This window comes from Corynebacterium sp. 51B, assembly GCF_008930785.1.
In the GTDB taxonomy this organism is placed as follows: domain Bacteria; phylum Actinomycetota; class Actinomycetes; order Mycobacteriales; family Mycobacteriaceae; genus Corynebacterium; species Corynebacterium megadyptis.
In genome coordinates this window covers 558858-585619 of sequence record NZ_PQMK01000001.1, presented here as the reverse complement: position 1 = coordinate 585619, position 26762 = coordinate 558858, and the positions used below count along the sequence as shown (strand labels likewise).

Genomic DNA, 26762 nt, shown 5'->3' with positions numbered 1-26762 from the left:
CCTGAAAACCACATCTTCGCTACCGTTTGAGGTGGACATTGAACCATTCACCCATCACTAGCGGAGGATAAGAACGTCACTATGACCGACGCCCACACCCCCAACCCCAGCGACTGGAGCAAGCGCATCGAGCTCGCGGAGCAGATGATCCCACTGATCGGCCGCCTACACCGCGAGAAGAATGTGGTTACCTCGATCTTCGGCCGTCTGCTGGTGAATCCGTCGGACATCGAGATCATCAAAATGCACCGCTATGCGCGCCGTGTGGTGGAGCGCGAGCTGCCTTTGGAAGACACCTTGCCCGTCTTCCAGACCTTGCTTGAGCTGGATCTCGGTACTGCCTCCATTGACGTGGCCCGCCTAGCCATCGGGCACAAAAAGCACGGTGGTGATTTGCGCGCCTATCTGGAGGAGCAGCTGGCGGATGTGATCGGTGATAAAGGCACCGATATGCAGCGCGATGTGGTGCTCTATGGCTTCGGCCGTATTGGTCGGCTGTTGGCCCGCATCCTTGTGGCCCGTGAGGCCCAGGGGCGTGGCACCCGCCTGCGCGCTGTGGTGGTGCGTAAGAAGTGTGCGGATGACATCGCCAAGCGCGCGTCGCTGCTGCGCCGCGACTCCATCCATGGCGCCTTCGAGGGATCGATCACCATCGATGAGGAGAAGGAAATCATCTGGGCCAATGGCACCCCCATCCAGATGATCTACGCCAATAGCCCCGAAGAGGTGGACTACACCGCCTACGGCATCAACGACGCCATCGTGGTGGACAACACCGGTGTGTGGCGTGACCGCCCCGGGCTGTCCCAGCACCTCAAGTCCAAGGGTGCATCCAAGGTGCTGCTCACCGCCCCGGGCAAGGGCGATATCAAAAACATCGTCTACGGCATCAACCACACCGATATCGAGGACTCGGACGAGGTGCTCTCCGCCGCGTCCTGCACCACCAATGCCATCACCCCGGTGCTCAAGGCCATCGACCACCGCTATGGGGTGGAGTTCGGTCACGTGGAGACCGTGCACTCCTTCACCAACGATCAAAACCTGATCGATAACTTCCACAAGGGCGAGCGCCGCGGCCGTGCCGCCACCTTGAACATGGTGCTCACCTCTACCGGCGCGGCGAAGGCCGTAGCGAAGGCCCTGCCTGAGCTCGAGGGCAAGCTCACCGGCAATGCCATTCGTGTGCCTACTCCGGATGTATCCATGGCGGTGCTGAACCTCACCATGAAGAAGGACGTGGATGCCGATGAGGTGAATAACTACCTGCGCACCGTGTCGCTGAAGTCCGAGCTGCGTCAACAGATCAACTACATCAAGTCCCCTGAGGTGGTGTCGAATGACTTCATCGGCTCCACCCACGCCGGCATCGTCGATGGTCTGGCCACCATCGCCACCGGCAATCACCTGGTGCTCTATGTGTGGTACGACAACGAGTTCGGCTACTCCAACCAGGTGATTCGCATCGTGGAGGAGATCGCCGGCACCCGTCCGCGCGTCTATCCTCCGCGTCGCGCGCTCTCTGAGCTGGACTAGCTCCGCAGAAACAAGCGCCCCACCTTCGGTTTCGGGTGGGGCGTTGTGGCGCTTATCGACGCTGACTCGGCGGGCTCTGCAGCTCGGCCGGCAACGGGGTTTAGACTGGCTCGGGCGAGGAGCCAGATTCTTGCTTGCGCTGTACCAGCTTCTCGGCGTGCGGGTCCTTGCTCTTCTTAGCCCAATAGAGCAAGCTCCACGCCACCGCGGCGATAAATAGCACCAGCATGGGGCCTAGAATCCAGCCGGGGCCGAATTGGTAGATGATCGGCACAGCGAGCGCAGTAATCACGCCGCCGCCGAAGAAGGGCTCGAATACCAGCTGCTTATAGCCGAAGGCCTCGAATGCGGGGCTTTCGCTATCGGGGTCGGCGATGCGCATGAGAATCAGGCCGGTAGCGGTGACACCCATGGACTGGCCGAAGTCGCCGATACCGCGCTCGAGCCAGTAGGAGGGGATGGTGCGCGGCACCAGCCACAGCAAGATGACGACGTTGATGATGATGCCGCCCACGCACAGCAGCACGAAGGGCCAGAAGTTATCGGCGATTGCCTGCAAGGAGATGGTGGCGAGTGCGGCCACGATGAGCATATCCAGCGCCAGGCCCTGCAGGCGCAGCATCATATTGGAATCCACCAGGTAGTCATAGCCGGTCTTATTCAGCAGGATCTGCACGATGATGCCGCCGATCATGGCGATCGGGAAGAGCGGCACATAGCGCAGCAGCTCGACTTTATCTGCCCACAGCATCTGCTCCACCCACTGCAGGAACTCGAGGATGCAGATACCGATGAGGATGGACAGCCCAATGAATGCGGCGTGCAGGGACAGTGGCTCGATAGAGGAGGGGCGAGAGGTCATCATCGCGGCGGTGTACTGCTCATCGCGGCGGAAGAGGCCACGCTGCTCTTCGAGAGAGCGGTCCTTGACCTCGGTGACGATGGTGGTGCGGCCGGTGCGGATAGCCCAGTTGATCACGCCCACGCCGATCACGATGCCGCCCACCAAGCCCACGGTGGCCACGGCCACGGCGAGATCGCCGCCCTCGGGGAAGCCCACCTCGTGGAAGACGTCGATCATGCCGGCGGCGGTGCCATGTCCGCCCTCAAAGCCGATTTCGATGAGCGCACCAGCCATGGGGGACATCCCAAACAGGGGAGCCAGCACCAGCATGGCGAGCAGCATGCCCACCACATACTGGCCGGAGGCGAAGGCCACGCCCACCGAGAGCTGCGGGCCGGCCAAGTGATAGACCTCTTTGGGCTTGGGCAGCTTCTGGCCCAAGAAGAGGGTGGCGAAGACGACAGAGATCAACAGCCCCGGCAGGGTCTTCCACACGCTGAGCATGTCCTCGCCAAAGAGGCCACCAGCCTGCAGATACTCTGTGGCGGTATTCTCGCCAAACCAGCTGGCGATCGTGCCCAGCACCTCGGGGCCGAGAAGCAGGGCGAGGGTGCCAGCAATGATAGAGCTGGGCAGGAAGAGGTTCTGCGTCCACCGAACGCGCATACGCACGACCTTGCCCACGAAGAGCACGACTAAGAGCACGACGAGCGCAAAGCCAATGGAGTTGGGGGTCATGGCTAGGGAGATCTCCTTTTCTATTTTCCGGGATGCACATGTGGCGCACCGCACACAACAGGGAAGTTATGAAGTACATTAGCCTGTGCTGTGCGGAATGAATAGAAAAGCTGACACGGCCCCGAGAATGCAGGGGTGTTGTCCCTGCAACGCCTCCGTTGACAAGGCCATTGCGATCCGCGTCGATGAGGGGATAGGCCCATGCAGTGCATGCTTTCCAGTCCGCGGCTGCGCCGCTATCGGTGAACACCGTGGCTACTGTGATCCCGTGCTCGGCGAAGCCGGAGACACAAGAACCCGCCTCATCCACGCACGATAGGCTGGAATAAGGCGGGTAGAAGCGGGCACTTCCCCGAAAGCGTGCTTAGCGCAGCGCCGCGAGAGCAGCCTCGTAGTCCGGTTCGGTGGCGATCTCCTCTACCAGCTGGGAGTGCAGCACGGTGCCCTCGCCATCTACGACGATCACGGCGCGAGCCAGCAGCTGGGCCAGCGGGCCATCGGTTTGCACCAGGCCGAGGTTATCGCCGAAGCCACGGCGGAAGTCCGAGGCCACCTGCACGTTCTCCAAGCCTTCGGCGCCGCAGAAGCGAGCCAAGGCGAAGGGCAGATCGCGGGAGACATTGACCACCACGGTGTTGTCCAGCCCCGCGGCGAGCTCATTGAACTGGCGCACGGAAGCGGCGCAGACGCCGGTATCTACCGAGGGGAAAATGTTGAGCACTACGCGGCGCCCAGCGAAATCAGCATTGGTGACAGTCTCGAGCGAGTCATTCGTCAGCGAGAACTCGCCGAGACGCGAGCCCACCTCGGGCAGCTCGCCGGAGACGGTGACGGGGTTTCCTTTAAAAGCGGTATGAAGAGTCATGTCTCCTTTGTACCCGAATACCTCAGACGCCGACGTCCGAGAGATAACGCAGCACCGCTTTGACGCGGCGGTTGTCCTCCTCGGGGGAGAGCCCCAGCTTCTGAAAAATCGCGGCAATATGTTTCGCCACCGCCGCGCCTGAGACCACGAGACGGCTCGCGATCTCCGGATTGGATAACCCCTGAGCCATCAGCGCCAGCACCTCACTTTCCCGGGCGGTGAGATCACTCATGCCCTGCTGGGAATGCACCATGGCCTGGGCTACCTGCGGATCAATCACCATGCCGCCGGCGGCCACCGTGCGCAGCGTTCGGATGAAATCAGCGACATGCCCCACCGAATCCTTCAGCACATAGCCGGTGCCGGCCGCACCACCGGCCATCTCCAGCACGGTGCGGGCATAGGCCGGCGCCACATACTGGGAACAGACCACGATGCCCAGCTCGGGGTAGCGCTGCCGCACCGCCACGGCCGCGTGCAGGCCGTCATCGCTCATCGACGGCGGCATGCGGACATCCGTGACCAATAGGCTGATCTCCGCGGAGTGGGCGTCGATAAGCGGCATGATCTCCTCGGCAGAGGAGCACTGCGCGAGCACATGAAAGCCCTGGCGTTCCAGCATGGCTGCCAAGGATTCGCGCAGCAGACCGGAATCATCGGCCAAGACAATATTCATAGCGAGCGATCCTTTCTCTCCGCAGTAGAGCTGAGGGTGCCGAGCACGATGCCGGACTCCCCGCGATGCAGCAGCAGCGGCACATCCGCCACCACCTGGGTGGGCCCGCCCGGCGGCGAGTTCACCTCCATCGTGCCCCCGAATGCCGCCAAACGTTCCTTGATACCGTGCAGGCCACCACCGGTGACGATATGGGCGCCACCCGGGCCGGTATCGAGCACCGAGATCCGCAGCTCGGAATCGAGCGTGATCAACACATCCACCCGCGCCTCGGGGGCGTATTTGCCGATATTGCTCAACGCTTCAGACACAAAGAAATACCCGCAGGCCAATACCCCTTCCGGCAGGGTGGGAAGTGGATGCGGGCAGGTCAGCGAGGAACGCAGCGGCATCGACTGCAGCAGCTCCTCCACCGCGGCCACTAAGCCGGCGTCGCTGAGCATGTGCGGATGAATCCCGCGCACCGTACTCCGCAAGGCCGCCAGCCCCTCATCAAGGTTGCGGTGGGCCTGCTCTAAAAGAGCACGCAGCTGCGGATTATTCTCCACTGCGGGATCCAGCTCGGCCTCGCCCAGTGCCATCGCCGCCGCGACGAAGGACTGCTGGGCACCATCGTGCAGGTCCCGCTCAATGCGCCGTCGCTCCACCTCATAGGCATCGACGATGGTGCGACGAGAATCAATGAGTTCGCGGATCTCCTCATCGCGCTCGCGTCGAGGCGCAGCGGCCCGGATGCGGAATCGAGAAAACAAACCTGCCATGGCTCCCATTCTAAAAGGGGTGGCGGCCGCCATCGCCGTGCTGGCGGCGGTGGGGGTAGTGCTAGGACTACGTGGAAAACTAGCCTCTAGGTTATTGGGAAAGACCAGCGTAGAGCCTTGAATGAGAGATATGACAACACACTCACTACTCAGCGTGCAGAACCTTTCAAAGAGCTTCGGCGCGGAACATGTCCTCCACGACATCTCCCTCGAGATCGGCGCCGGCGAGGCAGTGGCCGTCATGGGCCCCTCCGGCTCCGGTAAATCGACATTGCTGAACTGCCTCGCCGGGGTGCTGGTGCCGGATGCGGGATCGGTGATCTACAACCAGCGTGATATCACCACCATCAGCGACACCGAGCGTTCGCGCATCCGGCTGCACGATTTCGGCTTCGTATTCCAGGACGGCCAGCTCATCCCCGAGCTCAGCAACCGCGAAAACGTGGCCATGCCGCTACAGCTGCGGGGCAGCTCGCGTCGCGCGGCGCTGCGCCAGGCCGATGAACTGCTAGCGAAGCTGGGCATGAGCGGCCATGGCGGCAAGCTGCCCGGCAATATCTCCGGCGGGCAAGCCCAGCGCGTGGCCGTAGCCCGCGCCATCGCCGGCGAACCGACGATCATCTTCGCCGATGAGCCCACCGGTGCCCTCGACCAAGCCACCGGACATGAGGTGATGCAGCTACTCACCGCTTTAGTCGAGCGCAGCGGCTCCACCCTGCTCACGGTGACCCACGACAGCAACGTGGCGCAGTGGTGCGACCGGCTCATCGAGATCCGCGATGGGCGGGTACACACGGATCGGCCCATCGATGGCTCGCGTACCCGCACCGCCACCGCCCACGCGGCTTTGCGACGCAGCGCCGGGGAGGGGCAATGATGAACCCCACCACAGCCTCCTCCACGGCGCCCACCAGCGCCCCACAGCCGCAGCGGGTGTATCGTGGCGCGGCGAATCTGCGCTCGATTGCCTACCAGGTATTTTCCGCGCGCATGCGCCGGCGCGATGGCTCAGGGCTCTTGACGCTCTTGTCGGTCGCAGCGTTTACCGCGGTGACCGCAATCGTGATGATCGTGGCCTCCGGCACGTGGATGTTTGTCTATCGCGAACAGCACCCGCGCGAACTCGCGGTCCAAGCCATCGCTGCGGATTCGACGATGTCGACGCTCCTCGGGTTTTATGTATTCCTCGCTGGTTTCGCCTGCGCCCTGCTGATCTTCCCCGTACTCTCGCTTACCAGCTCAGCCACCCTGTTGGGGGCCCGGATGCGGGAACGCCGACTGGCCTGCTTCCGCCTGCTCGGGCTCTCCCGCGCGGAAGTCAATCGCATGGGCCTGATCGATACCCTCGTGCAGGCCGCGGTGGGTGTGGTGCTGGGCACGGGCGGAACATTGCTTCTGCTGCCATTCTTTCAGCGCCTGTCCTTTCAAGGAGACACGGTGCGCTATGAGGAAATCCTGGCGCCGTTGTGGCTTTATGCACTGCTCGATATTGCGCTGCTAGGTTTTGTCACACTCTCGGCCTGGTGGAGTTTGGTGCGGATCAATATTTCCCCCTTGGGAGTATCGCGCCGTTCCGCACCGCGGGCCCTGCGTTTTTGGCGGATCGCCGTGCTCCTCGTTGCCATAGGCTTGTTGCTGCTCACGCCCGCACCGCGGCTGAGTTCTGGTCCGGCCCAATACGCCAAATCTGTGCTGGTGATTGTGGTGTTCCTACTCAGCGTGGATGTGGTGATGCCGCTGGTGATGCAGCTGGCGTCGCGGCTATTCGCCCGAGCCCCGTGGCTGCTGGTCAGCTGGCCGGCCCGCCGGATAGCGCTGGAACCGGTAAAAGCCTGGCGACGCGTCTCCGGAGTGGCAGCCGTCTCGCTCATCGTGGCGGTGCTTGCCTCCGCACCCTTTCAGAACCCCAGCGACCCTAATATCCAAGACGCAGTCACGCAGATGTTTGTTGAGTTTGACAGGGACATCACGACCGGCGTGATATTCACCATCTCCTTCACCTTCATTTTGGCCGGTATTTCCGCGATGATGAATCAATGCTCCGCTGAGTTCGAACGCGCGCCCCAAACACTGGCGCTGCACAAGATGGGCGTGCCCAATCGCGTCGGGCTGGCTGTCTCGTGGCTCGAGATGCTCGGCCCCCTCGTGGGTACCTGTGTGATGACCTTCATCTTCGGTCGCATCCTCTTTTTGCCCTATTCCAGCTATCAGGAATTCACTGACACCGATCCCACCGTTTTCGAACACCCCGCCTCATGGATCGCTATTGTCGTTGCCGGTGTGGTGGTGATGGTGGTGGCACTGAGTGTGACTCTGCCGGTGCGCTCGCGAGTGCTCGCCGGGGCGAAACGGGTGCGCCGTGCCGACTAGCCAGTGACGCTCTGCTCGATCAGGTCGGCGGCATCGCTGCACACAAAGGGCAGCTCGCGGCGCTCACGGGTACTGAAGGGCTTGAGCACAAAGCTCGCCGGTGCCTGGGAGCCCGGCGGGCGCCCGATGCCCACCCGAATGCGCGGAAAGTCCTGAGTTCCCAACGCTTGGGCGATCGAGCGCAGCCCATTATGGCCGGCCATGCCGCCGCCCATCTTGTGCGCGACCTGGCCAAAATCGAGCTCCATATCGTCGTGCACCACCAGGATCTTGCTCGGGGGGAGCGAGAAGAAACGCGCCAAGACCTGTACCGGCCGGCCGCTGAGGTTCATCGCACACAGTGGCTTGGCCACGATGAGCCGCTGCTGGCCCAGGCGCAGCTCCGCGATCTGCGTGCCGGATTTTTTATGCATGCTAAAGCGTGACGACGCCATCCCGCGGCCCGCCAACTCATCGGCCACCATGAACCCGATGTTGTGGCGGGTCTCGGCGTATGTCGAGCCTGAGTTTCCCAGCCCAACCACGATAAAACTGTCCATGGTTCCTCACCCTAGTAGCAGCGCTACCGCCGCAGTTACGTGGCCTAGGATCACCTGCTGCGGGCTCTAGCCGAGCTCGGGCGCATCCTCCGGCAGCGATGAGGCGCGGGGAATGAAATGGGAGGGCAGCAGGAGCTTGCGGTGGGGCTTGCCCTCCATCAACCCAGCGAGTTCATCAATGACCACACCAGCGAGTTCGGCGAAGTCCTGGCGAATAGAGGAGAGGGGAGGAGTTAGGTAGGAACTGACTTCATCATCGTCAATCCCGATGAGCTTATAATCCTTCCCCGCGGTGAAGCCGTGCTCGGCGAAGGCGCGGGCACACCCGACCGCGATTTTGTCATTGCCACCAATGACGGCCTCGGGGAGGCCAACGTTGAGGATCTCCTGCGCGGCAGCGTAGCCATCGCAGGCGCCCCAGCCCTTGCCGCCAAAAAGCGAGAAGGAGTGCTTCTTCAGACGGCTATAGCGCTGATAGATGACCATACGTTCCCGAGCGTCGATATATTCCCGATCGCCGGTAATCATTGCCGTATCGGTCACGCCTTGGTCCCACAAATGGTCTAGGGCGGAGTGGAGACCGGAGACTTGGTCGATGCCGATGGTGGACATGCCCTCAATGCCGTGGTCGACCGAGCTAATCATCACCCCAGGCGAGCCCTTCCAATGCTCGAAGAGGGGCAGGAGGCTGCGATGTTGGAAGAGGATGACCGTCGCCAGCACTTGCCGGGAGCGCAAATAGTCAAGGGCGGATTGCGCCTCCGCGAAGTCGGCATTGGCCGAGGAGGAGGTGAGCACATGCCATCCCCGGTGTTTGGCATGGGCCTGCAGCTCGGCAAAGAGGGTGATCAAACCGTGAGACATAGTGCCTACAGAGAGGACACCAATGGATCGGGAGGAGCCGGAGGCAAGCATTTGGGCCGCTGCGTTGGGCCGGTAGTCGAGCTCGCGCATCGCGGCATAGACGCGTTCACGGGTGGCTGGTCGCACGGAAGAATGGTTATTTACCACTCGAGACACAGTTTGCGTGGATACCCCCGCTAACTGTGCCACATCCTGCATAACTGCCTTTTTACGCACGCCGGTAAGTGTACATGACGCCTAGGACACCCAAGAATGCGGGTGGCCTAGGCGCCATAGAGTCTGTCAAAATACGTGAACCTATTCTGGAATGACAACTCCCTTCGTGAGAATAATATTTCCGTAGAGAGCCGTGTCCGTGGTCGCAACAACTGCGAAACACTTCTTCACTTGCTCATAGAACTCGAATCGCTCAAAGTGCTTCACGGTATGGCCTGGATAGCTGCGTTCGGCGATCTCTGCGAATTCGCTCCATACAGGAGGCTCTGGATCGTCTCCCACAGTTTCCATGAGGCCGATCTGCCACGAATTATAGGGATCCAAGGGCATCAGCTCGAGGATTGCTTCCATCATGTCAGCCACTGTGTGTCCATCTGCGTGGATGACCGTGGAATTGAGGGTGTAGCCTGGGAAATTTCCATCTCCGATGACGATGCGATCGCCATGTCCCATGCGGGCCAGAGTGTAGAGGAGTTCCGGTGAAATCTTCTCCGGGATATTGCGGAGCATGTGTTCTCCTTAGTGTGAAAAGAGGTGACGATGAGGAGGCGTGATAATGATTATGTATTCAGCCTCTTATGCGGCAGCCGGCGCGGTTTCGCCAGGGTTCTTGAAGCGGAGCGTAAACACTCCGTAGGACAGCACCACAATGAAGCACACGAGAACAACAATGAACGAGTGGGCGGTGCCAATAGTATCGACGAGCAGGCCTTGTACTGGGGGAAGAAGAGCGCCACCGACGATGGCCATAACAAGTCCAGCCGAACCGAATTTTGTGTCTTCTCCGAGTCCGGTGAGTGCCTGACCATAGATAGTGGGGAATAGCAAGGAGATACAGGCGGAGAGAGAAGCGATAGCGATCAAACCGATGATGTTTCCGGTGAGAATACCGACCAAGGTGAGGACGACACCCAAGGAGCACATGATGATCAAGAGTCGGCGGGCGTCGATGATGCCCATCAGTGCGGTCATGACGAAGCGGGCAACGAGGAAGCAGATCAGGGAAACCTGAAGCCAGATTCCCGACTCAGCGTTGGTCTTGCCGACGACATTGGTGGCGTAGTGGATGACGTAGGTCCAGATACAGGTTTGTGCGCCAATGTTGAAGAACTGGGCAACCACACCGAAGGAGTAGCGGCGATTGCTGATCAACCGGCCCAAGCGGCCCGAACTCGGTACTGGAAGAGCGACTGCGTCGTCTGCGGCGGCACTCTGGGAGCGGTCAGGAATCTTGACCAGCGCGATAGCAATGCCGAGCACCAAGTACAGGATGGCGAGGCCCACGAAGGGAATCATCACAGCCTTGAGCTCTCCCGAGACCATAGAGGTGAGTTCCTCTTGAGGCAGCGATGCTCGTTCTTCTGCCGTGTGCTCGTGGATATTGGGCAGGATCATGATGGCCGCAACCAACACACCCAGGTTGGAACCGATGGGGTTGAAAGATTGGGCGAAGTTCAGGCGTCGCGTCGAGGTCTCTTCCGGACCCATGGCGATAACAAACGGGTTAGCGGAGGTCTCGAGGATAGACAGGCCTGCGGCGAGGGAGAACAGGGCTCCAATGAAGGCCACGAAGGTCATGCTCAGGCTCGCGGGGTAGAACGCAAAGGCGCCGGCAGCAGCGAGGAAGAGGCCGATACATACGCCACCCTTGTAGCCCAACTTGGAGTTAATGTAGGCCGCCGGAATGGCGAGCAGGAAGTAGGCCCCGTAGTAGGAGAACTGCACGAGCGAGGATTGGAACGTCGACATCGAGAAGACCGAACCAAATACCTTGACGAGAGGCGCGGTCATGTCGGTGGACATACCCCAAGCTGCGAAGCAGGACACCAGAAGGATGAAAGGAACGAGCATTCCATCGTTCAGGTACTTTTTACGTTCTTTCTTCGGGGGCGTTGATTGTGGACTGCTAACGGAAGTGTCAGTCATGATCTTTTCTTTCAGTCGTCCGTCGGACAGACGGTGGTGATCACCCCAGCGTTGCGAACCCATTCCGCTAGGTCTGCAGGGGGAACGTTCAGGGTGAGGAGCTGGTTGATGATGTTTCCTAGGGCCGTGGCCTCAGGATCCGTCACGTGGATACTTTCGCCGAGGGCGGCCGCTGTCCTTTGCATGAGGAAGAGGTTCTTTACCCCGCCTCCCATGACATAGGTTTTCCCCGTGGATCCGGTCAGGGTGCGAAGCGTGTGGATCGCATCTGCTTGGGCTCTGGCAATGGAATCAAATACGACGCGCAGGATCTCGCCTCGTGTCGAAAGGGTGACGTTGTGTTCACGTGCTGCCTGCACGACGCGATCCGGCATGTCTCCAGGGGCACTGAAGCGTGGGTCGCACACATCGATGATGGCGCCTGGATTTGAGGCGTCCGCTAGCAGCCGGTTGAGTTCTTCGTAGCTTGGATTTCCCCAGGCGCGCCGGCACTCTTGGGCGACCCAGAGCCCAGTGAGGTTGAGTTCAGCCCTGTTATCGCCCCGTGCGGTGGCTTCATTGGTGACCCCTCGGGAGTAGGCTTCCTCTGTCACCACCGCATCTGAGGTTTGCGCGCCAACAACGGACCATGATCCGCAGGAAATAAACATGGCGTCTTCGGGATAGCCACATTCCCGAGACAGCGATGAGAGTGCACAGGCAGTGTCATGAGAGCCAGCGGCGATGACGCGGACGCCATCAGAACGGGTGCCGATCACGCGCCGCTCGCTGGTGATAGAGGGGAGTCGTTGCCGGTCGATACCCGCTGTGGCGAGTATCTCCTCGGACCAATCCTCATGACTTGCCGCAAGAAGCCCCGAGGTAGAGGCGATTCCTCGCGACGCCCACGCCTGTATGGGCTGATCAAGCACGCAGCGTGCGATGAAGTCCGGAAGAAACATCACCGTGCCTGTGCTGGGCGGTTGCAGTGCGAGGCGATACACAGAGTTAATGTCTTGGGGGAGAACGCCGGAGGCGTGGTACTGCTCCGTCTCCGGCATTCGTGATGCCATCAGGCTTCGGCCTCGTGCGCCGGCACTATCCCGATAGGAGCGTGCCTGCGACAGAGGATTATTGTCCTCGTCGACGACGACGAAATCGACTCCCCATCCATCGACAGCAACTGAGTCAATATCTCCGGCCGCGTCGAGTGCCTGGGTGGCTGCATCTTTGAGAGCATCCAAGTCCCAGTACAGGTTTCCCTGCTCATCCGTGCAGACGTGGTGTTCTGCACGGAATACTTCTGACCTTGTGAGTTTCTTGGAATCTGTGTCCCATGAACCAACAATTCCACGAACGGAGGACGACCCCATGTCGATTGCCAAAGTCCTGATGACCCGTGACATTATTTGATCCTTATCTCTTGTCGCTTAGAGCACTGCGCAATTAGGCAAAGAAGGGACCATAGTTTTCGCAGGCGCGGAAATCGGCGCTTTCCTTGTCTGCGGTTCCATGGAGACCCCATGCGCGCGGACGGAAGATCTCTGCATCGTCCACGTTGTGCATGTTCACTGGGATACGGAGCATGGCGGCGAGAGTGATCAGCTCCTTGCCGAAGTGGCCGAAGCCGATGGCGCCGTGGTTCGCGCCCCAGTTGTCCATCACGTCGTACACCGAGGTGAATGCGCCCTTGCCTGTGAGACGCGGGGCGAAGAACGTGGTGGGCCAGGTGCGGTCCGTGCGGTTCTCGATCTTTGTGGTGGCCTCTTCGCTCAGGGTGACGGTCTCACCCTCGGCGATCTGCAACACTGGGCCGACGCCCTTGACCAGATTCAGACGAATCATTGTGACAGGCATGTTCGGGGCGGTGCGGAAGTGGGTAGAGAATCCACCGCCACGGAAATACTCGTGGGTTGCCGCATGGAAGGTGGTGGCCTCCATGACAGCCTTCTGGTCCTCTTCGGTGACTTCCCAGAAAGGCTTGGTGCACGGATTGCCGTCGGCATCCTTCATCACGCCGGTGGCGTCGAGAGTGGTGGCGCCGGAGTTACGCAGGTCCAGGAAGCCGTTCGCGGCTCCGCCGGTGGGCTTTTCACCAGTGACGCGCTCGATAGCCTCAGGAGACCAGTAGGTGCGCACATCGGAGAACATCTGCGTACGGTTGGTGAGCAGGTAGTTGAGGAGCATGCTGGCACCATTGAGGGTGTCATTCTCCGTGGCCAACACCATCGGGCGGCGGGCGCCGTTCCAGTCGAAGGTGGTGTTCAGCATGGTCTCCATGAAGTCACCATTGGGGTAGGTGTCGGTCCACTGACGCTGCCCCTGGAAGCCGGAGGCGATGGCGTTGAAGCCGCATGCTTCCTCCTCGAAGCCCAGCTCGGCGAGCTTGGGGTTGCCTTCCATCATGTCGCGGCCGATGAGAGCCATCTTGGTGATGAAGTCCCACTGCTCTTCGACGTCCTCGCGCGGCTCGGGGTTGAAATCCTTGCCGATCTGGACGTTCTCACGCACCCATGCGCGTGCCTTTTCATACTCTTCGGGATCGAAGATGCCTTCATTGATGCGGCGAATGAACTCGGTCATGTCCACGGACTCCACGCGCATGCCGAGATAGTCCTGGAAGAAGTGGCGATCGATGGAGGAACCAGCAATGCCCATGCAGGTCGAGCCCATCTGCAGATAGCCCTTACCGCGCATCTGGCCCGCAGCAACGGCTGCACGGGAGAAGGTCAGGATCTTGTCAGAGACTTCTTCGGGGATGTCGGTGTCATCAGCATCTTGAACGTCGTGACCATAGATGCTGAATGCGGGAATGCCGTACTGAGCGTAGGCGGCGAGATTTGCGGCCAGCGTCACGGCGCCGGGGCGCTCGGTGCCGTTATAGCCCCAGATGGCGTGGAAACGGTTGGGATCCATGTCCATGGTTTCCGTGACATAGCACCAGGCGGGAGTCACGGTGAGTTCGGCGATGACGTTCTGGCCAGCGAAAAGATCGTCGCAGGCAGCTGCTTCGCCGGGGCGGCCGATGGTGGTTTCGGCGATGACGACCTCGACGGGCTCACCGTCGAGGTAACGGAGATTCTTAGTGATGAGATCGGCGGCAGCGTGGGCCATCCACATCGTTTTATCTTCGAGTGATTCGCGGACTCCGCGACGACGGCCGTCAATGGTGGGTCGGATGCCAATCTTCGGATGATGAACCATGAGTACTTCTCCTTCGGGAGGTAATGTCACCCTAGTATGGGGGATCTGGAGCGCCGTGGCCGGTGGAGGCGAATGGGCCTAGCCATCGGTCCGTGGGCACTGTCTCATGCCCGTATGTTAGCGCTATCAAAAGTCTAACACCGGGCCTACAGGCGAGGAAGGGCTTTCGAGACCTTTTCCGTCGGCCCCACACATACGGGGTGGGTTTTGTGGCGTTAGCCCAGCGTAAAGGTGACTGAGACGGTCGTCACTCTGACTCGCGAGGGCGGGAAAGGCTGGAGAGAAGGGCCACCCAATGGGGGTAGTTATCCGACGGTCTGCGACCGGAAAGAAGAGCACAGCATGATAGCGCTCACACATGACAGCACAAAAGAGCCCACCATGACGATGGTGGGCTCTTAGGTATGTTGCTTAGCGCTTGTGCTGCTTAGCGCTTGTGCGGCTGGCCGTAGGTGGCGATGGCGGCGCTGGCCTCTTCCATCTGCTCGGGCGTGAGGATGCGCGGGGTTCCCGCAGCTCGGGCGTTGAGGTAGACCTTGGACAGCCATTCAATGGACTGTGCCTTGGTGTAGGCCTCGGCCAGGTCTTTACCTGCGGCTACGGAGCCATGATTGCCGAGCAGGCATGCGGTTTTGCTCTGCAGTGCGGCCTCGACGTTGTCGGCGAGCAATTGGCTGCCATAGCGGGCGTATTCCGTGACGGGGATCGCTCCGCCCATGGTGGCGGTGATGTAGTGGATATTGGGTAGCTCTGTCACTCCTTCAAGGCTGGCCACGGTGGTGGCATAGGCGGAGTGCGTGTGCACGATCGAGTCGAGGCCGGTCGTCTGCAGTGCTTGGAGGTGGAGGTGTATCTCACTGGTGGGGCGATACTGACCTTCGACCTGCTCTCCGGTGTCGAAATTGACCACGCAGATGTCTTCTGGGGTGATCCCGACGTAGGGCAGTCCGGTGGGGGTGATGGCTACGAGCTCACCTGCGCGAATAGAGATATTTCCTGCCGTTCCCACGACCAGCCCGTCGGATGCGAAGTGCTGGCAGTAGTCGGCGATGAGTGTTCTCTCTTCTGAGAGAAGCATGGTGTCCTCCTGGCGGTTGGGTCTGCGAGTAGAAGCCGTGGGTGTCTATCACTGTCGTGTCTATGTGATGACTGGCGATATATGCAGCTAGAGGCTATAAAACGAGAAATGATAGCGCTCTCATTTGTCATGTTACTACTCTTCTTAACGATCGGCATAGCGTACGTGAAATAAAGTGAGCTATGCCAAGTACGACACAAACGCCCACCAACAGGGGTGATATGGCAGATATGGCTGTGTTCATGTCCACCGCGGTTCGCTGCGGTTCACTGCGCCTGGGCACGGCGCAGCACTATTCCGCAGTCTCATCGCCTGAGCAGTGGAAGGTAGAAACACGCTGCACGCAGGCGATTGTTGTCTAGGAAGCGGCGGGCACAGTGCAGCACAGCGCGGCGGCTCTCTCTTGGAGCGGCGCAGGGTAGGGCGTCAGCAGTGGCCCGTGCGGGGGTAGTGGCCTAGACGGAAGGTTCTGCTCGGAAATCTGCGGTGAGCAGCTGTACTTCAAAGGGGTCCTCGGCCAAGCCGGTGAAGCCGCGGCTGCTGAGATGGACCTGTTCGACGGCGATAGGCTGCACTGCGCCACTGGCGAGGATCTCCCGAGCGATCTGTGCGGCCGCGGTCTCGCGGCTCTCAGTGTCTGTGGTAGTTAATGCGGTGGCAATCTCCGCGTCCACGCTCTCATCGCAATAACGGGCGATGTTATAGCGCTTGCCGCAGGTGGCATCGGAAGCGAGAAAGCTGAGTGTGTCCGCGGCGCCGCTCATGTAGTTGCGTGAGCCGAGAACAAGATCGAAACGCCCGTCTAGGATCCGGTTTTCCAGCGCCCCATAGCTATCAATGCTGAGCTGGACCTGGAAACCGGCCTGCTCGAGCTGCTCGGCGATCTCCGATGCGAGCTGGGGAAGCTCGGGGACATCGGAGTAGGTGGCCATGGTGATATGTGTAGGGCCATCCTCGAGGTCGTCTGTGGCTGGGGTGTTCAGCTTGATCGGCTTCGTTGTGCCATCGCCGCGCTCGGCGGCGCGGAAGAGCGTATTCTGCAGCGCATTTTTATCCGCGAGGTAGCTATCGCGGACCAGCGCGGGCACATCGAGAGCCTCAATCGCGGCGCTGCGCACATCGGCACGGGTGAAGATGCCTTTGCCCGTATTGAAATACAGCAGACTGGTGCGCGGGGTGGATACCGTCATCACCTCGGCGCGCTCGCTCACATCGCTCAGGCTCTCAGCCGGCAGGCCCGCCGCGACATCGAGCCGAGAGCTTTCCACCTCGCGGGCTAGCTCGGCCGGATCGGCGGAGAAGGTGACATCCACGCTCGGCACCGCGGGCCGATCGCCCCAGTAGTCCGCGTTGGCCTCGAGATGGGCCTGCCGTGGAGTGGCGTCCTTCCACACATAGGGACCGGTGCCGAAGCCGATCGGGTTGATCACCAGGCGCTCATCTTCTGTGGTGTAGGCCTGAGGAGAAAGAATCATGGTGCCCGGATCCGCGAAGCGCTGCGCCAAGATCGGGTCCTGGCGATCGGAGGTGACCGTCACCTCGAGAGTGTCTGTGGCGGTGGCCCGCAGCGCCGCCGAGCCGAGCCCGCGTGGCCGATAAGGAGAAGCAAAAGCCTCGTTGAGCGAGTTGGCCACGGCCTCGGCATCCATGCGGGTGCCATCATGAAAGTCCACCCCAGAGCGCAGTTCGAATACCACGGTGGTGGAGTTGGGCTGCTCCCAGGACGAGGCCAACCAGCCTTCGGGAGTGCCATCGGGGGCGATGCGCACGAGCGTTTCCGAGGAACCTAAACGCGTCGCGATGGAGGCATCCGCACTGAAGGGCGCGAAGCCTGCGACAGGGGAAAACGCCACGCCGAGACGGGCAGAGTTGGCGTTGGGGGGTGCCGGAATCGGCGGAACAGGACACAAGCCCAATCGATAGGGCACACACTGCCGCAAGAGCAGTGGTGGTGGCAACGTTCATGAGGCAAGAAGCTTTCTAGATAAGCACCGAGAGTCACCTCATGGTAGCGCGCCCAGATACAGCACCACCCTAGGCACGCACAGAGGGCGCCTAGGGTGGTGGTGCGAGGTGGCGTCGATAAGCATCGCGCCACGGTATAAGGAGATTACTCCTTGTCCTCGGAGTCCTCCTCGGAGTCCGCATCGTCCTCGTCCACGGTCGGGACGTCCTCTGGATCCTCGTTTTCGGCCTCGCCCGGCTCGACATCCTCGGTCTCCGGGTAGACGACGCTGAGAACCAGCACGTCTTCATCGGCAGCTAGGGTGCAGTTGCCGGGCATAGCAACGTCCTTGGCCAGGATCTGGGTACCGACCTCGAGGCCCTCGATGTCGATCTCGATCTCTTCCGGAATGGAGAGCACGTCGGCCAGCAGGAGCAGGGTGTCTGCATCCTGGTAGACGAGGGTGCCCGGAGCCGGCTCGCCGGTGTAGGAGATCGGCACCTCGACCTCGACCTTCTCGCCGCGGGAAATGGCGTAGAGGTCGATGTGGTCGATGTCGAAGGTCAGCGGGTTCTGATCAACGTGCTTGATCATGGTGAGGTGCTCCTCGCCATCGACGTTGACGTTCACAATCGCGTTCACACCGTGGTTACGCACGATGGCGGTGAATTCGATACGGTCGACGGTGGCGTGCACTGGGGCCTCCAAGTGCTTGGAGTACACCACGAGGGGGATCAGGCCGTCGCGGCGGGCACGGCGGGCAGCGCCCTTACCGAACTCAGTACGAGCGCTTGCCTTGATATCAATTGCCTTAGTAGCCATTGTTATCTCCTTAAAAGTTTGTGTTAGTGGTCAGCGCACCGCAGACGGGTTGTGCTTGATCGCGCCGGAACCATGTGCAGGTCCACGACACGAAAAAAGCCCGCAAGCAGTGCGTGGCATCTCGCATCGCCGCAGGCTAGGAGCCCCGGAAGGAGGGGCTGAGCTCTTGGATCGCGTCGATAACGGGGCTTGGGTTACAAACCCCCTCGCCGAGACGAACGGAAGTCTAGCACAACCCGCAGGTTATCCACCAAAGACAACCCGATTTCGGATACGGCCGATCCCGTCCACGGAGACCTGAACCACATCATTATGGGAGAGGTACTGGCCGCGACCATGCCCCACACCCGCCGGGGTGCCGGTGGCAATCACATCGCCAGGATTGAGCGTGTACAGCCTCGAGCAGAAGGAGACGAGATCCGCTGGGTTAAACACCAGATCCGATAGCGGCGCATTTTGGCGCCCCTCGCCATTGACCACGGTGTGCAACCGCGCCTCCGCGTCCAACTCATCTGGGGTGACCAGCCACGGCCCGAAACCGCTGGTGCGTTCCAAGGACTTGCCCTGATGCCACTGTTGGGTGCGTTTTTGCAGTTCACGACAGGTGAAATCATTGATCACCGAGAAGCCAGCGATGGAATCGGTGGCCTCCTCCGGTGTGACATTGCGGGTGCGCTTAGCGACGATCACTGCCAGCTCACCCTCGTAGTCTGCAGTGTCCTGAGCGAAAGACGGCACCTGGATATCGTCGAAGGGGCCGATCAGCGCCTCGGGGAACTTGATGAACAAGGTGGGCACATCGGGGCGTTCGTGGCCCATCTCCGCGATGTGGGCCGCGTAGTTCAGGCCGACGCAGATGATCTTGCCGGGGCGCGGAATCGGCGGGGCCAGGGTGTGCTGCTCAAACTCCACCGTCAGCTCCGAGGCGTGTGCGGCGAGCTCCCGCCAATTGGGCTGCTGGAGTAGCTCTGCCACATCGGCAAACTCACCGACAAGAGTGGCCGAGTGGTCATCGTCGACGCGTCCCACGCGAGTCCGATCCGGGCTGAGTGGGGAGCGAAAGGTAGCAAGCTTCATATCCACCGAGGCTACTTGCCCCGTGGCGGGAGTGCAGTGCGGCTGGCGCGGAAGGGGTGGGCCGCGCACCGGTGGGGCCAACGGGTGTTTAAAGTTGAGAGGACACACACAGGTGCGAGGAAGGAGGATGCGGGTGCGGCTCTTCAGGAAGAAAGCAGCGGCCTCCCCAGCCGAACACAGCCAGGCGGAGAAGCGCGACACCACCCACGATGGTGATGCCCGAACGCACAGTGGCGCCGGCCACTGGTGCGATGCAGGAGCAGCGGCAGACATTGCGCCCGAATCCGCGATCGTGCTTGAACCCGCGGTAACCGGCCTCGATGCACCCATCGCCGTGTTTCGCACCGAGGATGACGAGTTCTACTGCATCGATGACACCTGCACCCACGAGGATGCATCGCTCGCTGAGGGCTGGGTGGAAGGCTGCGAGGTGGAATGCCCCGTGCACGTGGCAGCCTTCTGTCTTAAAACTGGGGACGCGCTCACCCCACCCGCCAGCGAACCCGTGCGTACCTACCCAGTACGGCTCAACGATGGGCACGTGTGGGTGCTGCTAGGGGAGTGAGGGGCTAGGCCTCGGCTCCCTCTACCGCGAAGGATTCGGCCGCCTCGGTGAAGATACTTATAAGACGCTCTCTGAGCTCGTGTTCTGAATACAACTCAAAAGCTGTTACCGGTATGCGTCGCCGAAAGTTGAGGATGCCGCGCCGCATGAGCTCCGATCGGGAGATATCCGGAAAACGTTGGCTCGTCTCCACTAGTGCACTAGCTAGAACGCGGGCAAGCTTAGGATCCCCGCCGATGCGGGAACGTTCCATAATTCCTGACGCTTCATCCTCGCCTAGCTGACTATTCAGCTCATGGCCGAGGATGTACTCACGCCACCACAGTTTGCGGAAAGTGTTTCGGTTTTCGCCGATCCACCGATCGTAATTTTTCTTATTCGACGGGTTGGGGTAGCGCCATTTGGCAATGTCGGGCAAAAGAACAATCGTAATGAAATTCCACACTTCGATGCTTGCAGCTTCGGACGGAATGAGGTTGAGATGCTCATACAGGATATGCGAGGCCTGTTGATCGAAGCGTCTGAATTGTTCGACAGATGACTGAGGAAAGCCGCACTCACCAGCCAGTTGTACCAACTGGACGCGCAGGTCTTTCAGATGAAAGCTTAAGTCTGCTACATGACCTTGGTAGCTGAACATCATCGGATGCGAGGTCGCTGATAGACGTGATAGCTCTACGGCGTCCGAAGTACACATTTGCTCGATGGTGTCGCGAACGTGGAACGTGGTTACTCGAGGGTAATAGGTAGCGTTCATTTACTTTTCCTGGAGTAGTACGTGTCCTTGGATGGTTGAGCGGACACGAGTGGGGTCATTGAGCAGGCTCTCAGGAGTGTCATAGGGGAAAGGGTCGTCATTAGATTTTGAATCGACTCACCAAGTGACCCCGCATCCTCATCGCTCAGGCTATCGATCTCTTCAGCGTGGGCGGCACCGTGAAGCACCAGTTCGCTAATCACATCAATGATCAAGAAGCGCTTCCACATCTTAGCTTCTTTAGAGTCGGGCTTGCTGATCATGGCTTTTGACACTTGATTACTGATATTGACGCATGCGTGGACCGCGCTTTGTGCCGGCGTGGCAAGAGTGCCATTAAAAACGATCAACCACATCGCGTTGGCGGGTTGCATGCCGCTTTCCTCAAAGTTCATCGTGATGATGGGAAACCTAGCGCCCTCGCCCTCAAGATCCACGAGGAACCGTTCGCTCTCCCACAGCAACGCTCCGGGAATGCGGGCAGACATGATCGACTCGTCATCGATGTCATTTTTGCTCAAAGCAATCTTGACCACTGCTGACAGGTTCATCGCAAGCTGATCGCCTAGAACTTCCAAGGACAGTCGATTCGCACCATCATGAAGCGGAGTGGAGTGAGAAATTCCGCGAAGCTTGGTTCCGGAGGAGTGCCATTCAATGAAGGCTGTCAGCGAGACTTCGTCTGATAGCTGGCTCGGGATCCCCATTCCTGCGATGAAACTGGGTAGGTCAACCAAGAGTGTGCAGGAAAAACCGACCTTGGTCTGATAGTCCCACTTCTGGTTTTCCCTACTCTCATCATTAACGACGGGTAGGCCATCGAAAGTGAAGGAGTGATCGGTCACTTCTGCAAGGCTCTGATCTGGTAGGGGATATCCGTAGCTAATACCGAGGTCCATTAGAGTGTCTCCTCTTCGTCAACACAGTCTGTGTAGACCTGTACCCCAACAGCGGTATTTTCCGGCTGGAGAATTTCGGCTATCAGTACATGGTTCCCCGGTGGCAGGACAAGAGAGTCGGGGGAGCGTGAGGGCTCGAGCCATTGAATAAACGTGGGTGCCTCAAGACCTGCCTCGATCAACCCCTCAGTGGACAACGCATCAGTATCGCTATAGACCTCAGGTTCGACGCTGATACTTTGTGTGCCGCAGGACGTGGGTATCGAGATCTCGATCCGGAACTGGGCGAGGATCCCATGATCTTGCTTCGATAAGGATGACACAGCAGCCGAGTAACTCACGCGTTGCTGTCTTTTCCCTTTGGGATGAGCTGATCGGCGAGGTTTTCTGGTAGGAGTACGTCGGCGTCGAGTATCTGTTCCTCCCTTGGTGTTCGCAATATATGCGCCGAGCTCGGAGGACAGGTTAGTCATCGAGCGATAGTGAGTGGTCTGGGGATTGCCAGCTCCCGCGTCATCCCTTTTGAGGAGTTTAGTGATCCTCGTGAAGAAGATGCTCACGGGGTTATTCCTATGCTTCCGTCCCCAGAAACGCTCTACCACGGCTGCATCGTGTTTCACCGTTTCCTTATTCCACTCATGATGAGCTGCCGGCTCGCTGCGGGCGAAAACTTCATCGGCACTGTCGTCTGCAACGAAAACACCGCAGTAAGGCCGGCCAGTGAGCGTGGTTGGACCCTGGTAGTACTCGACGACCATGCGCGGTCGCCGCATCGTTGCGATATGGCAAGAGACGTCTTTGTTAAGAACGGTCGAAGAGTGCTCGATAGGACCGTCGAGGAAGCGTACAGACAGATTACCTAGCGCTTTCCGCGATGGATTCTCGGTTTCAAGCCGTGTGAGCTGTCTATAGAAGTTGGTATCCCAACTATTAGCCGGAATGTCTGGGGTTGCGGCAAGAGCTTCCTTGTACATGGCTATGAAGTGCTTGAGAGCTTCGTCATCAGTGGGATTGGGAATTTTCACTTCTTCACCGTTGTGGGTGACATGAAACTCGATGGGATCCAATCCTGTTTCTACATTCACCATGTGTGGCCAAGCCCAGCGTGTGAGAGACGCAGCAATTTCGCGTAGGCCCTTAATTGGCGAGTCTTCGAAAGAGGGATTGAGCACAGCTACACAGGTGCCTCGCGGCCTTTCAGCGGAAAAATGCGAATCGAGTCCCAGCCGGCGAGCAACCTCGTCCGCAGCGTGGTCCACGAGTGGTTCCGCGTACTCGATGGAGTTGTTCCCCGTGTCCTGCAGCGCCCGAGTTCCCCACCAGTGCCTACCTGTGAAGGGTTGACCGTTGTAGTTAAAGCTGTCGCCATTGGCCATCGCAATGAATCTGCTGGTCGGGGCGCCTGTGCTGTCTGTGGTGCGGGTGTATACCAAGACAGTGTTTACCGCGCTTGCGATGAAGAACACGCTTTTACCGAAGCCATAAGTGCCACCAGCTAGCTGCTTGTCCGCACTTCGGCCGATATTCCGAATGAACGACACAAAGTCTTGTGCTTCGTCCTCCGAAGTAATCGCAGTAGTTGGACCACGAAGGCCGAGGGTGCCTGCGTCGCTGACTTTAAGCAGAGACAAGGAACCATGGGCCAGGGCGTGCTCCAATTCAGGAAGCCCTGGGGTATGGACCCCAAAGATCTCATTGGTGAGCAGTGACCCCTGTGCTTTGTCTAAGTCAAGATAGTCGATAGAGAATGTGACACCGTCTTCATCAGACGATCGATCCCTAGCGTCCCAGCTGTTTTGGAGAGTCTCTCGAGTAAACATGTCGAGAAGCTCCAGAGACTGCCCCTTCATTGTTTGAGTGAATGAATTGGCGTAGGTGGCACCTTGCGCGGAAATAGGTTGTTTGTGGTGAAACAGAGTCATCTCTGTGCTTCTCTATTCTTAGTCGTGGAGATTTGGCAAGATAGAGCGTCTCGTCGGCTAGTGGGGCGAGGCGCCTCTTTGACACTACGGTCTGTCCGCAAGACCCATCTCGATGGGGCGTTACATTGCGCCTAGCTTCCCTTATTAGGGCCGATAGCTGGGCCATCGTGTGTGCAGACCGACCCTCTCGAACTACAACTCCTCTGGCATTTCTAGAGGCTCGTGGTCAGGTTCCAACGCACTCACGTACTCGTAGGTATGCGGTGATGAGGATGTAGGGAAGAAAATCCCGACGCCGATTATATGATCGGCAGCTTCCAAAGGCTTTCGCGCAGGGCGCGCCCTCTCTGAGGTGTTGGTGGTTACACCTGGAGCTGAATCCTTCGCGATCGGGTAGATCGCTAGGTGTGCAACGTTCTCGCCCACGAGATCACTATGAGCTTGGGTCAGGATCTGATCGCGCGAGGACTCACGTTGTTGGATTTGCTGGCGAATATCGGCGAGATATTCGGTGCGGTTCATCGACAGGGGTAGATCCTCCTCACGGACATCATTAAGACGATCAAACGAGCTCACGAGTGTCTTAATGTTGGCCGCGGACCGCGAATCAGCCATTTGCGAGCGCTGCACCAAATTGAGAGGTTCGGGGAGCCCAAGATCGATTGAACCATGCGCACTCTCGTTCCTCAGCCCCATGAAAGACACGCTCCAGCGTTTGACGGAGGAGTGGCGCTCGTTATCGATGTAGCCACGAAGTTTCTCTCCAGCATCGCGGCCTAGAACGGAGTCTTCGTGGAATGCGTATTCAGAGAGGAACTCCAGGATTGTATCGGTTGAGACGTTTCTGAACACCCACGAGCCGTTAGAGGCTTGCTTGAACGGTCGTGCAGCTGTTTCGGTCGCCTTGCGAGCAAGCTCGCGGGCTGCGGTGATGTTCTGGCTAAGCCATTTCTCGTCCTTATGGTTGAAAAGAATTGTCTGGACACGCTGGCCGCTATAGGACAAGCTGACCTCGCGAAGATCTTGGGACTTGGCCCTACTGGTGATCTCTAGGTAGGGGTGGGTACGGATTCTTGCTTGGTAGTCCATGGGCGTCTGATTACCGGAGGCGAATATTGCCAGTTCTCTACGGAGATCAGCTTCAACGCCAGCAAGATCCCTAAACCAACATTCGAGATCTTCCGTCATCCACACTCGGGGCAAATCGCCATATCCAGATCGGAAACCGAACCATCGGCCCATCTGTAGGAGAGTGTCGTATTGCATTGGACGCTCGAACGAAATAACTCGAAACCAATCCCTCGAGAGTTAGTCCACGAGCGAGGGTATTGCCTCCGATAGCAATGACCGTGGTGGGGTCTTCTTCCGAGTATGAGAGCCGCTCCTCGGACACGCTGTTATCCGTAACGAGCTTGGTATTATGGAGCACCTGACTTAGCTCTGGGAGAAGCTCCTCGAAGTTGTACCGTGGAGCGTCTAGGAGGGACTTATATTTCGTATCTGCATTCCCCACAGCCTTAACAATCGCGTCATTTTCCCGCTTCCAAAGATCGCACCACTGTAACTGTCCTACAGGGTCATCGAGCTCCCGAACGAATCTTTTGAGTTCGGCTCGGATGAGGTCTTTGGTTTCTTCATGGGCGTCCTTGAGCATCGTTGTGTGGATCAGCATAGAAGAGTGCTGATCATCTTGCCCTCGCAGATGACGCGCTGCTGTGGCAAGAAAGAACCAACGCATGGCCTCGACAAGGCTATCCGGAACATACAGGTTCTGCTCCTCAAGCGGAATCTTCCTCTTGGGGCGAAGAGCGTCAGCCTCGTCGTCGGGGACGATACGGATGACGGGAAGCCCATCAACCGAATCATGATCGCTATCCGTTAGCGGCTCCCTGCCGAAGAGCTCCTCGCTGCCGAAGTATCCCTCGGGTTTGGGCAGGGAGTGGATGAAATCCTTGGGATAGAGATCGTTTTCTTCATTAGGATTAATCAGCAGATTCGCGAAGGGTGTCGCAGTGTATGCGATATAAGCGGAACGCTGGTGCGAAAGAAGTTCCGTAATCTGGTTGTTGATCACCGACTGCTCGTGTTTGTCGTGATCACCAACATTGATACTGGCTTGATCGGCTTCGTCATCGATGACGAGTATTGGACAATTCGCTTGTGTACCTGCGCTCCTTAGGAAGTGATTGAGCTTCCGAAGAACGGTGCTGTTCTTTTTGACCACAGCAATGAGCTTTTTGTCCTTTGAAGCCAGTAGAGAGGAGGCATTGGTGTTGTACGTCTCAGAGAAGTCACTATCCGGGGTGGTGAGCTTGATCCACTGGTTTTCATCGTGGATGAGGCTGCTATCAATCCGTTCTTGGGTCTGCTTGCGGAGGTTGTTAGTGATACCGCTGAGAACGATGAAAAACTTGTAGCCAGCGTCCGCGGCCTTAGCGAGGACGGAGATGAAGTTCGTTGTCTTACCGCTCTGAACGTAGCCAAGCACTAGGCCTTTGGTGCTATAACTATCAGACATCGGTGGGCGCAGAGACTTCACAATTCTGGTTGATGCGGTGTCAGCGGCAGCTAGGGCGTAGGGTTGCTCATGTTCCATATACTCGCGAAGCGGTGGCCAAAACGTTCCATTCTCAAAGGTGGCTTGGTCGAGCCAAGAAACTGGAGAAGAGCTTGCAGTGAGCGAGTCACCTCCAGTCTCGGGGAATGACTCAGCCTCGTACTTCTTGAGCGCAGACGTGGCTGCTTCGAGAAGATCTGGAGGGATGGGCTGCTCGAGAGGCGACTGTGGCTTCAGTAGTTGCTCTGTGGCTTCTTCGAAAGTTGTGCCGCGAGCCATCTTCTCTCGTAGCCTTTCGACTACGAAGTCCACATACTCCTTGGGGAACTTACTGCCCATCGCTCCGTGCGTCACCTCAACCCTAGCGTTGTCGTTTATCGTCAGATAACGATCTTAGTGTGAGGTATTGACACCGTCCTAGCTTTCCCCCGAGCTAATCGTCGCCGCGGCGCGACCATCGACAGGTGTCGATAGTCGATTTACGTACCGCGGCTTAGATAGGGCAGAGAAGAGCCTTAATCAGGTGAGTCATTAACTACACCTAGAACTGAAACCGACATGTCGGGGGAGTGTAAAAGCTACACTATTTTGTGAGTAACACTATCGAGGGTTGTGTCACCTC

General features: G+C 59.0%; 23 protein-coding genes. 4 read left to right on the top strand and 19 right to left on the bottom strand.

The window, feature by feature from the left end:
- Positions 1–81: 81 nt before the first annotated feature.
- Positions 82–1536, top strand: coding sequence for a glyceraldehyde-3-phosphate dehydrogenase (locus GBB14_RS02495; RefSeq protein ID WP_151530085.1), 1455 nt, complete (start codon positions 82–84; stop codon positions 1534–1536).
- A 100-nt stretch (positions 1537–1636) separates the two neighbouring features.
- Here the strand turns inward: GBB14_RS02495 and GBB14_RS02490 are convergent, their stop codons facing one another.
- The 4 genes from GBB14_RS02490 to GBB14_RS02475 form a co-directional block, all read right to left on the bottom strand.
- Positions 1637–3118 (bottom strand): sodium/glutamate symporter, encoded by a 1482-nt coding sequence (locus tag GBB14_RS02490; protein WP_151530086.1) that lies wholly within the window; start codon positions 3116–3118, stop codon positions 1637–1639.
- A 364-nt stretch (positions 3119–3482) separates the two neighbouring features.
- Entirely contained in the window at positions 3483–3983 is a 501-nt protein-coding gene (gene tpx, locus GBB14_RS02485) for a thiol peroxidase (protein WP_151530087.1), read from the bottom strand.
- A 22-nt stretch (positions 3984–4005) separates the two neighbouring features.
- Entirely contained in the window at positions 4006–4659 is a 654-nt protein-coding gene (locus GBB14_RS02480; protein ID WP_151530088.1) for a response regulator transcription factor, read from the bottom strand.
- Complete coding sequence (locus GBB14_RS02475; RefSeq protein ID WP_151530089.1) at positions 4656–5420, bottom strand: sensor histidine kinase; 765 nt, start codon at positions 5418–5420, stop codon at positions 4656–4658. Before GBB14_RS02475 ends, GBB14_RS02480 begins: the two co-directional genes overlap by 4 nt.
- Before the next feature lie 130 nt (positions 5421–5550).
- On the opposite strand from GBB14_RS02475, the gene GBB14_RS02470 reads away from it, so the two are divergent.
- Together GBB14_RS02470 and GBB14_RS02465 are read left to right on the top strand one after the other, a co-directional pair.
- Positions 5551–6297 carry an ABC transporter ATP-binding protein gene (locus GBB14_RS02470; RefSeq protein WP_151530090.1) on the top strand — a complete coding sequence of 249 codons (747 nt, stop codon included), beginning with the start codon at positions 5551–5553 and terminating at the stop codon, positions 6295–6297.
- Positions 6294–7790 (top strand): FtsX-like permease family protein, encoded by a 1497-nt coding sequence (locus tag GBB14_RS02465; protein WP_151530091.1) that lies wholly within the window; start codon positions 6294–6296, stop codon positions 7788–7790. The genes GBB14_RS02470 and GBB14_RS02465 overlap by 4 nt, the downstream gene beginning before the upstream one ends.
- Here GBB14_RS02465 and pth read toward each other — a convergent pair.
- From pth to GBB14_RS02415, 10 genes are all read right to left on the bottom strand, one after another.
- A complete protein-coding gene (pth, locus tag GBB14_RS02460) occupies positions 7787–8329 on the bottom strand; it encodes an aminoacyl-tRNA hydrolase (RefSeq protein WP_151530092.1) in 543 nt (180 codons plus the stop codon). The genes GBB14_RS02465 and pth overlap by 4 nt on opposite strands.
- Positions 8330–8395: 66 nt before the next feature.
- The gene (locus GBB14_RS02455; RefSeq protein WP_151547681.1) at positions 8396–9391 is read right to left on the bottom strand and encodes a LacI family DNA-binding transcriptional regulator; all 996 of its coding nucleotides are present in this window, start codon (positions 9389–9391) and stop codon (positions 8396–8398) included.
- A gap of 99 nt (positions 9392–9490) precedes the next feature.
- A complete protein-coding gene (locus tag GBB14_RS02450; protein ID WP_151530094.1) occupies positions 9491–9919 on the bottom strand; it encodes an RbsD/FucU family protein in 429 nt (142 codons plus the stop codon).
- Between the two features lie 66 nt (positions 9920–9985).
- Positions 9986–11335, bottom strand: a complete 1350-nt coding sequence (fucP, locus tag GBB14_RS02445; RefSeq protein WP_225976664.1) for an L-fucose:H+ symporter permease — start codon at positions 11333–11335, stop codon at positions 9986–9988.
- An 11-nt stretch (positions 11336–11346) separates the two neighbouring features.
- Positions 11347–12687: a rhamnulokinase family protein gene (locus tag GBB14_RS02440; protein ID WP_192796271.1), complete on the bottom strand. Its 1341-nt coding sequence runs from the start codon at positions 12685–12687 to the stop codon at positions 11347–11349.
- A gap of 73 nt (positions 12688–12760) precedes the next feature.
- Positions 12761–14518 (bottom strand): L-fucose isomerase, encoded by a 1758-nt coding sequence (locus GBB14_RS02435; protein ID WP_151530096.1) that lies wholly within the window; start codon positions 14516–14518, stop codon positions 12761–12763.
- Between the two features lie 427 nt (positions 14519–14945).
- On the bottom strand, positions 14946–15596 hold the full coding sequence (locus tag GBB14_RS02430) for a class II aldolase/adducin family protein (protein WP_151530097.1): 651 nt from the start codon (positions 15594–15596) through the stop codon (positions 14946–14948).
- Positions 15597–16051: 455 nt separating this feature from the next.
- Entirely contained in the window at positions 16052–17449 is a 1398-nt protein-coding gene (locus tag GBB14_RS02425; RefSeq protein ID WP_192796210.1) for an ABC transporter substrate-binding protein, read from the bottom strand.
- A gap of 257 nt (positions 17450–17706) precedes the next feature.
- Positions 17707–18363 (bottom strand): 50S ribosomal protein L25/general stress protein Ctc, encoded by a 657-nt coding sequence (locus GBB14_RS02420; protein WP_151530099.1) that lies wholly within the window; start codon positions 18361–18363, stop codon positions 17707–17709.
- Between the two features lie 243 nt (positions 18364–18606).
- Complete coding sequence (locus GBB14_RS02415; RefSeq protein ID WP_151530100.1) at positions 18607–19440, bottom strand: fumarylacetoacetate hydrolase family protein; 834 nt, start codon at positions 19438–19440, stop codon at positions 18607–18609.
- Positions 19441–19573: 133 nt separating this feature from the next.
- Here GBB14_RS02415 and GBB14_RS02410 point away from each other — a divergent pair, with 133 nt between their 5' ends.
- Positions 19574–20005, top strand: coding sequence for a bifunctional 3-phenylpropionate/cinnamic acid dioxygenase ferredoxin subunit (locus GBB14_RS02410; protein WP_342447800.1), 432 nt, complete (start codon positions 19574–19576; stop codon positions 20003–20005).
- A gap of 4 nt (positions 20006–20009) precedes the next feature.
- Here GBB14_RS02410 and GBB14_RS02405 read toward each other — a convergent pair whose 3' ends face one another.
- The 5 genes from GBB14_RS02405 to GBB14_RS10730 all read right to left on the bottom strand — a co-directional run bounded on the left by GBB14_RS02405 (position 20010) and on the right by GBB14_RS10730 (position 26479).
- Complete coding sequence (locus GBB14_RS02405) at positions 20010–20762, bottom strand: hypothetical protein (RefSeq protein WP_151530101.1); 753 nt, start codon at positions 20760–20762, stop codon at positions 20010–20012.
- A complete protein-coding gene (locus GBB14_RS02400; RefSeq protein ID WP_151530102.1) occupies positions 20759–21661 on the bottom strand; it encodes a hypothetical protein in 903 nt (300 codons plus the stop codon). Before GBB14_RS02400 ends, GBB14_RS02405 begins: the two co-directional genes overlap by 4 nt.
- Positions 21661–23583, bottom strand: a complete 1923-nt coding sequence (locus GBB14_RS02395; RefSeq protein ID WP_151530103.1) for a hypothetical protein — start codon at positions 23581–23583, stop codon at positions 21661–21663. Before GBB14_RS02395 ends, GBB14_RS02400 begins: the two co-directional genes overlap by 1 nt.
- Before the next feature lie 192 nt (positions 23584–23775).
- On the bottom strand, positions 23776–24825 hold the full coding sequence (locus GBB14_RS10665; protein WP_192796256.1) for a Z1 domain-containing protein: 1050 nt from the start codon (positions 24823–24825) through the stop codon (positions 23776–23778).
- The gene (locus GBB14_RS10730) at positions 24743–26479 is read right to left on the bottom strand and encodes a Z1 domain-containing protein (protein WP_151530105.1); all 1737 of its coding nucleotides are present in this window, start codon (positions 26477–26479) and stop codon (positions 24743–24745) included. The genes GBB14_RS10665 and GBB14_RS10730 overlap by 83 nt, the downstream gene beginning before the upstream one ends.
- Positions 26480–26762 lie beyond the last annotated feature (283 nt).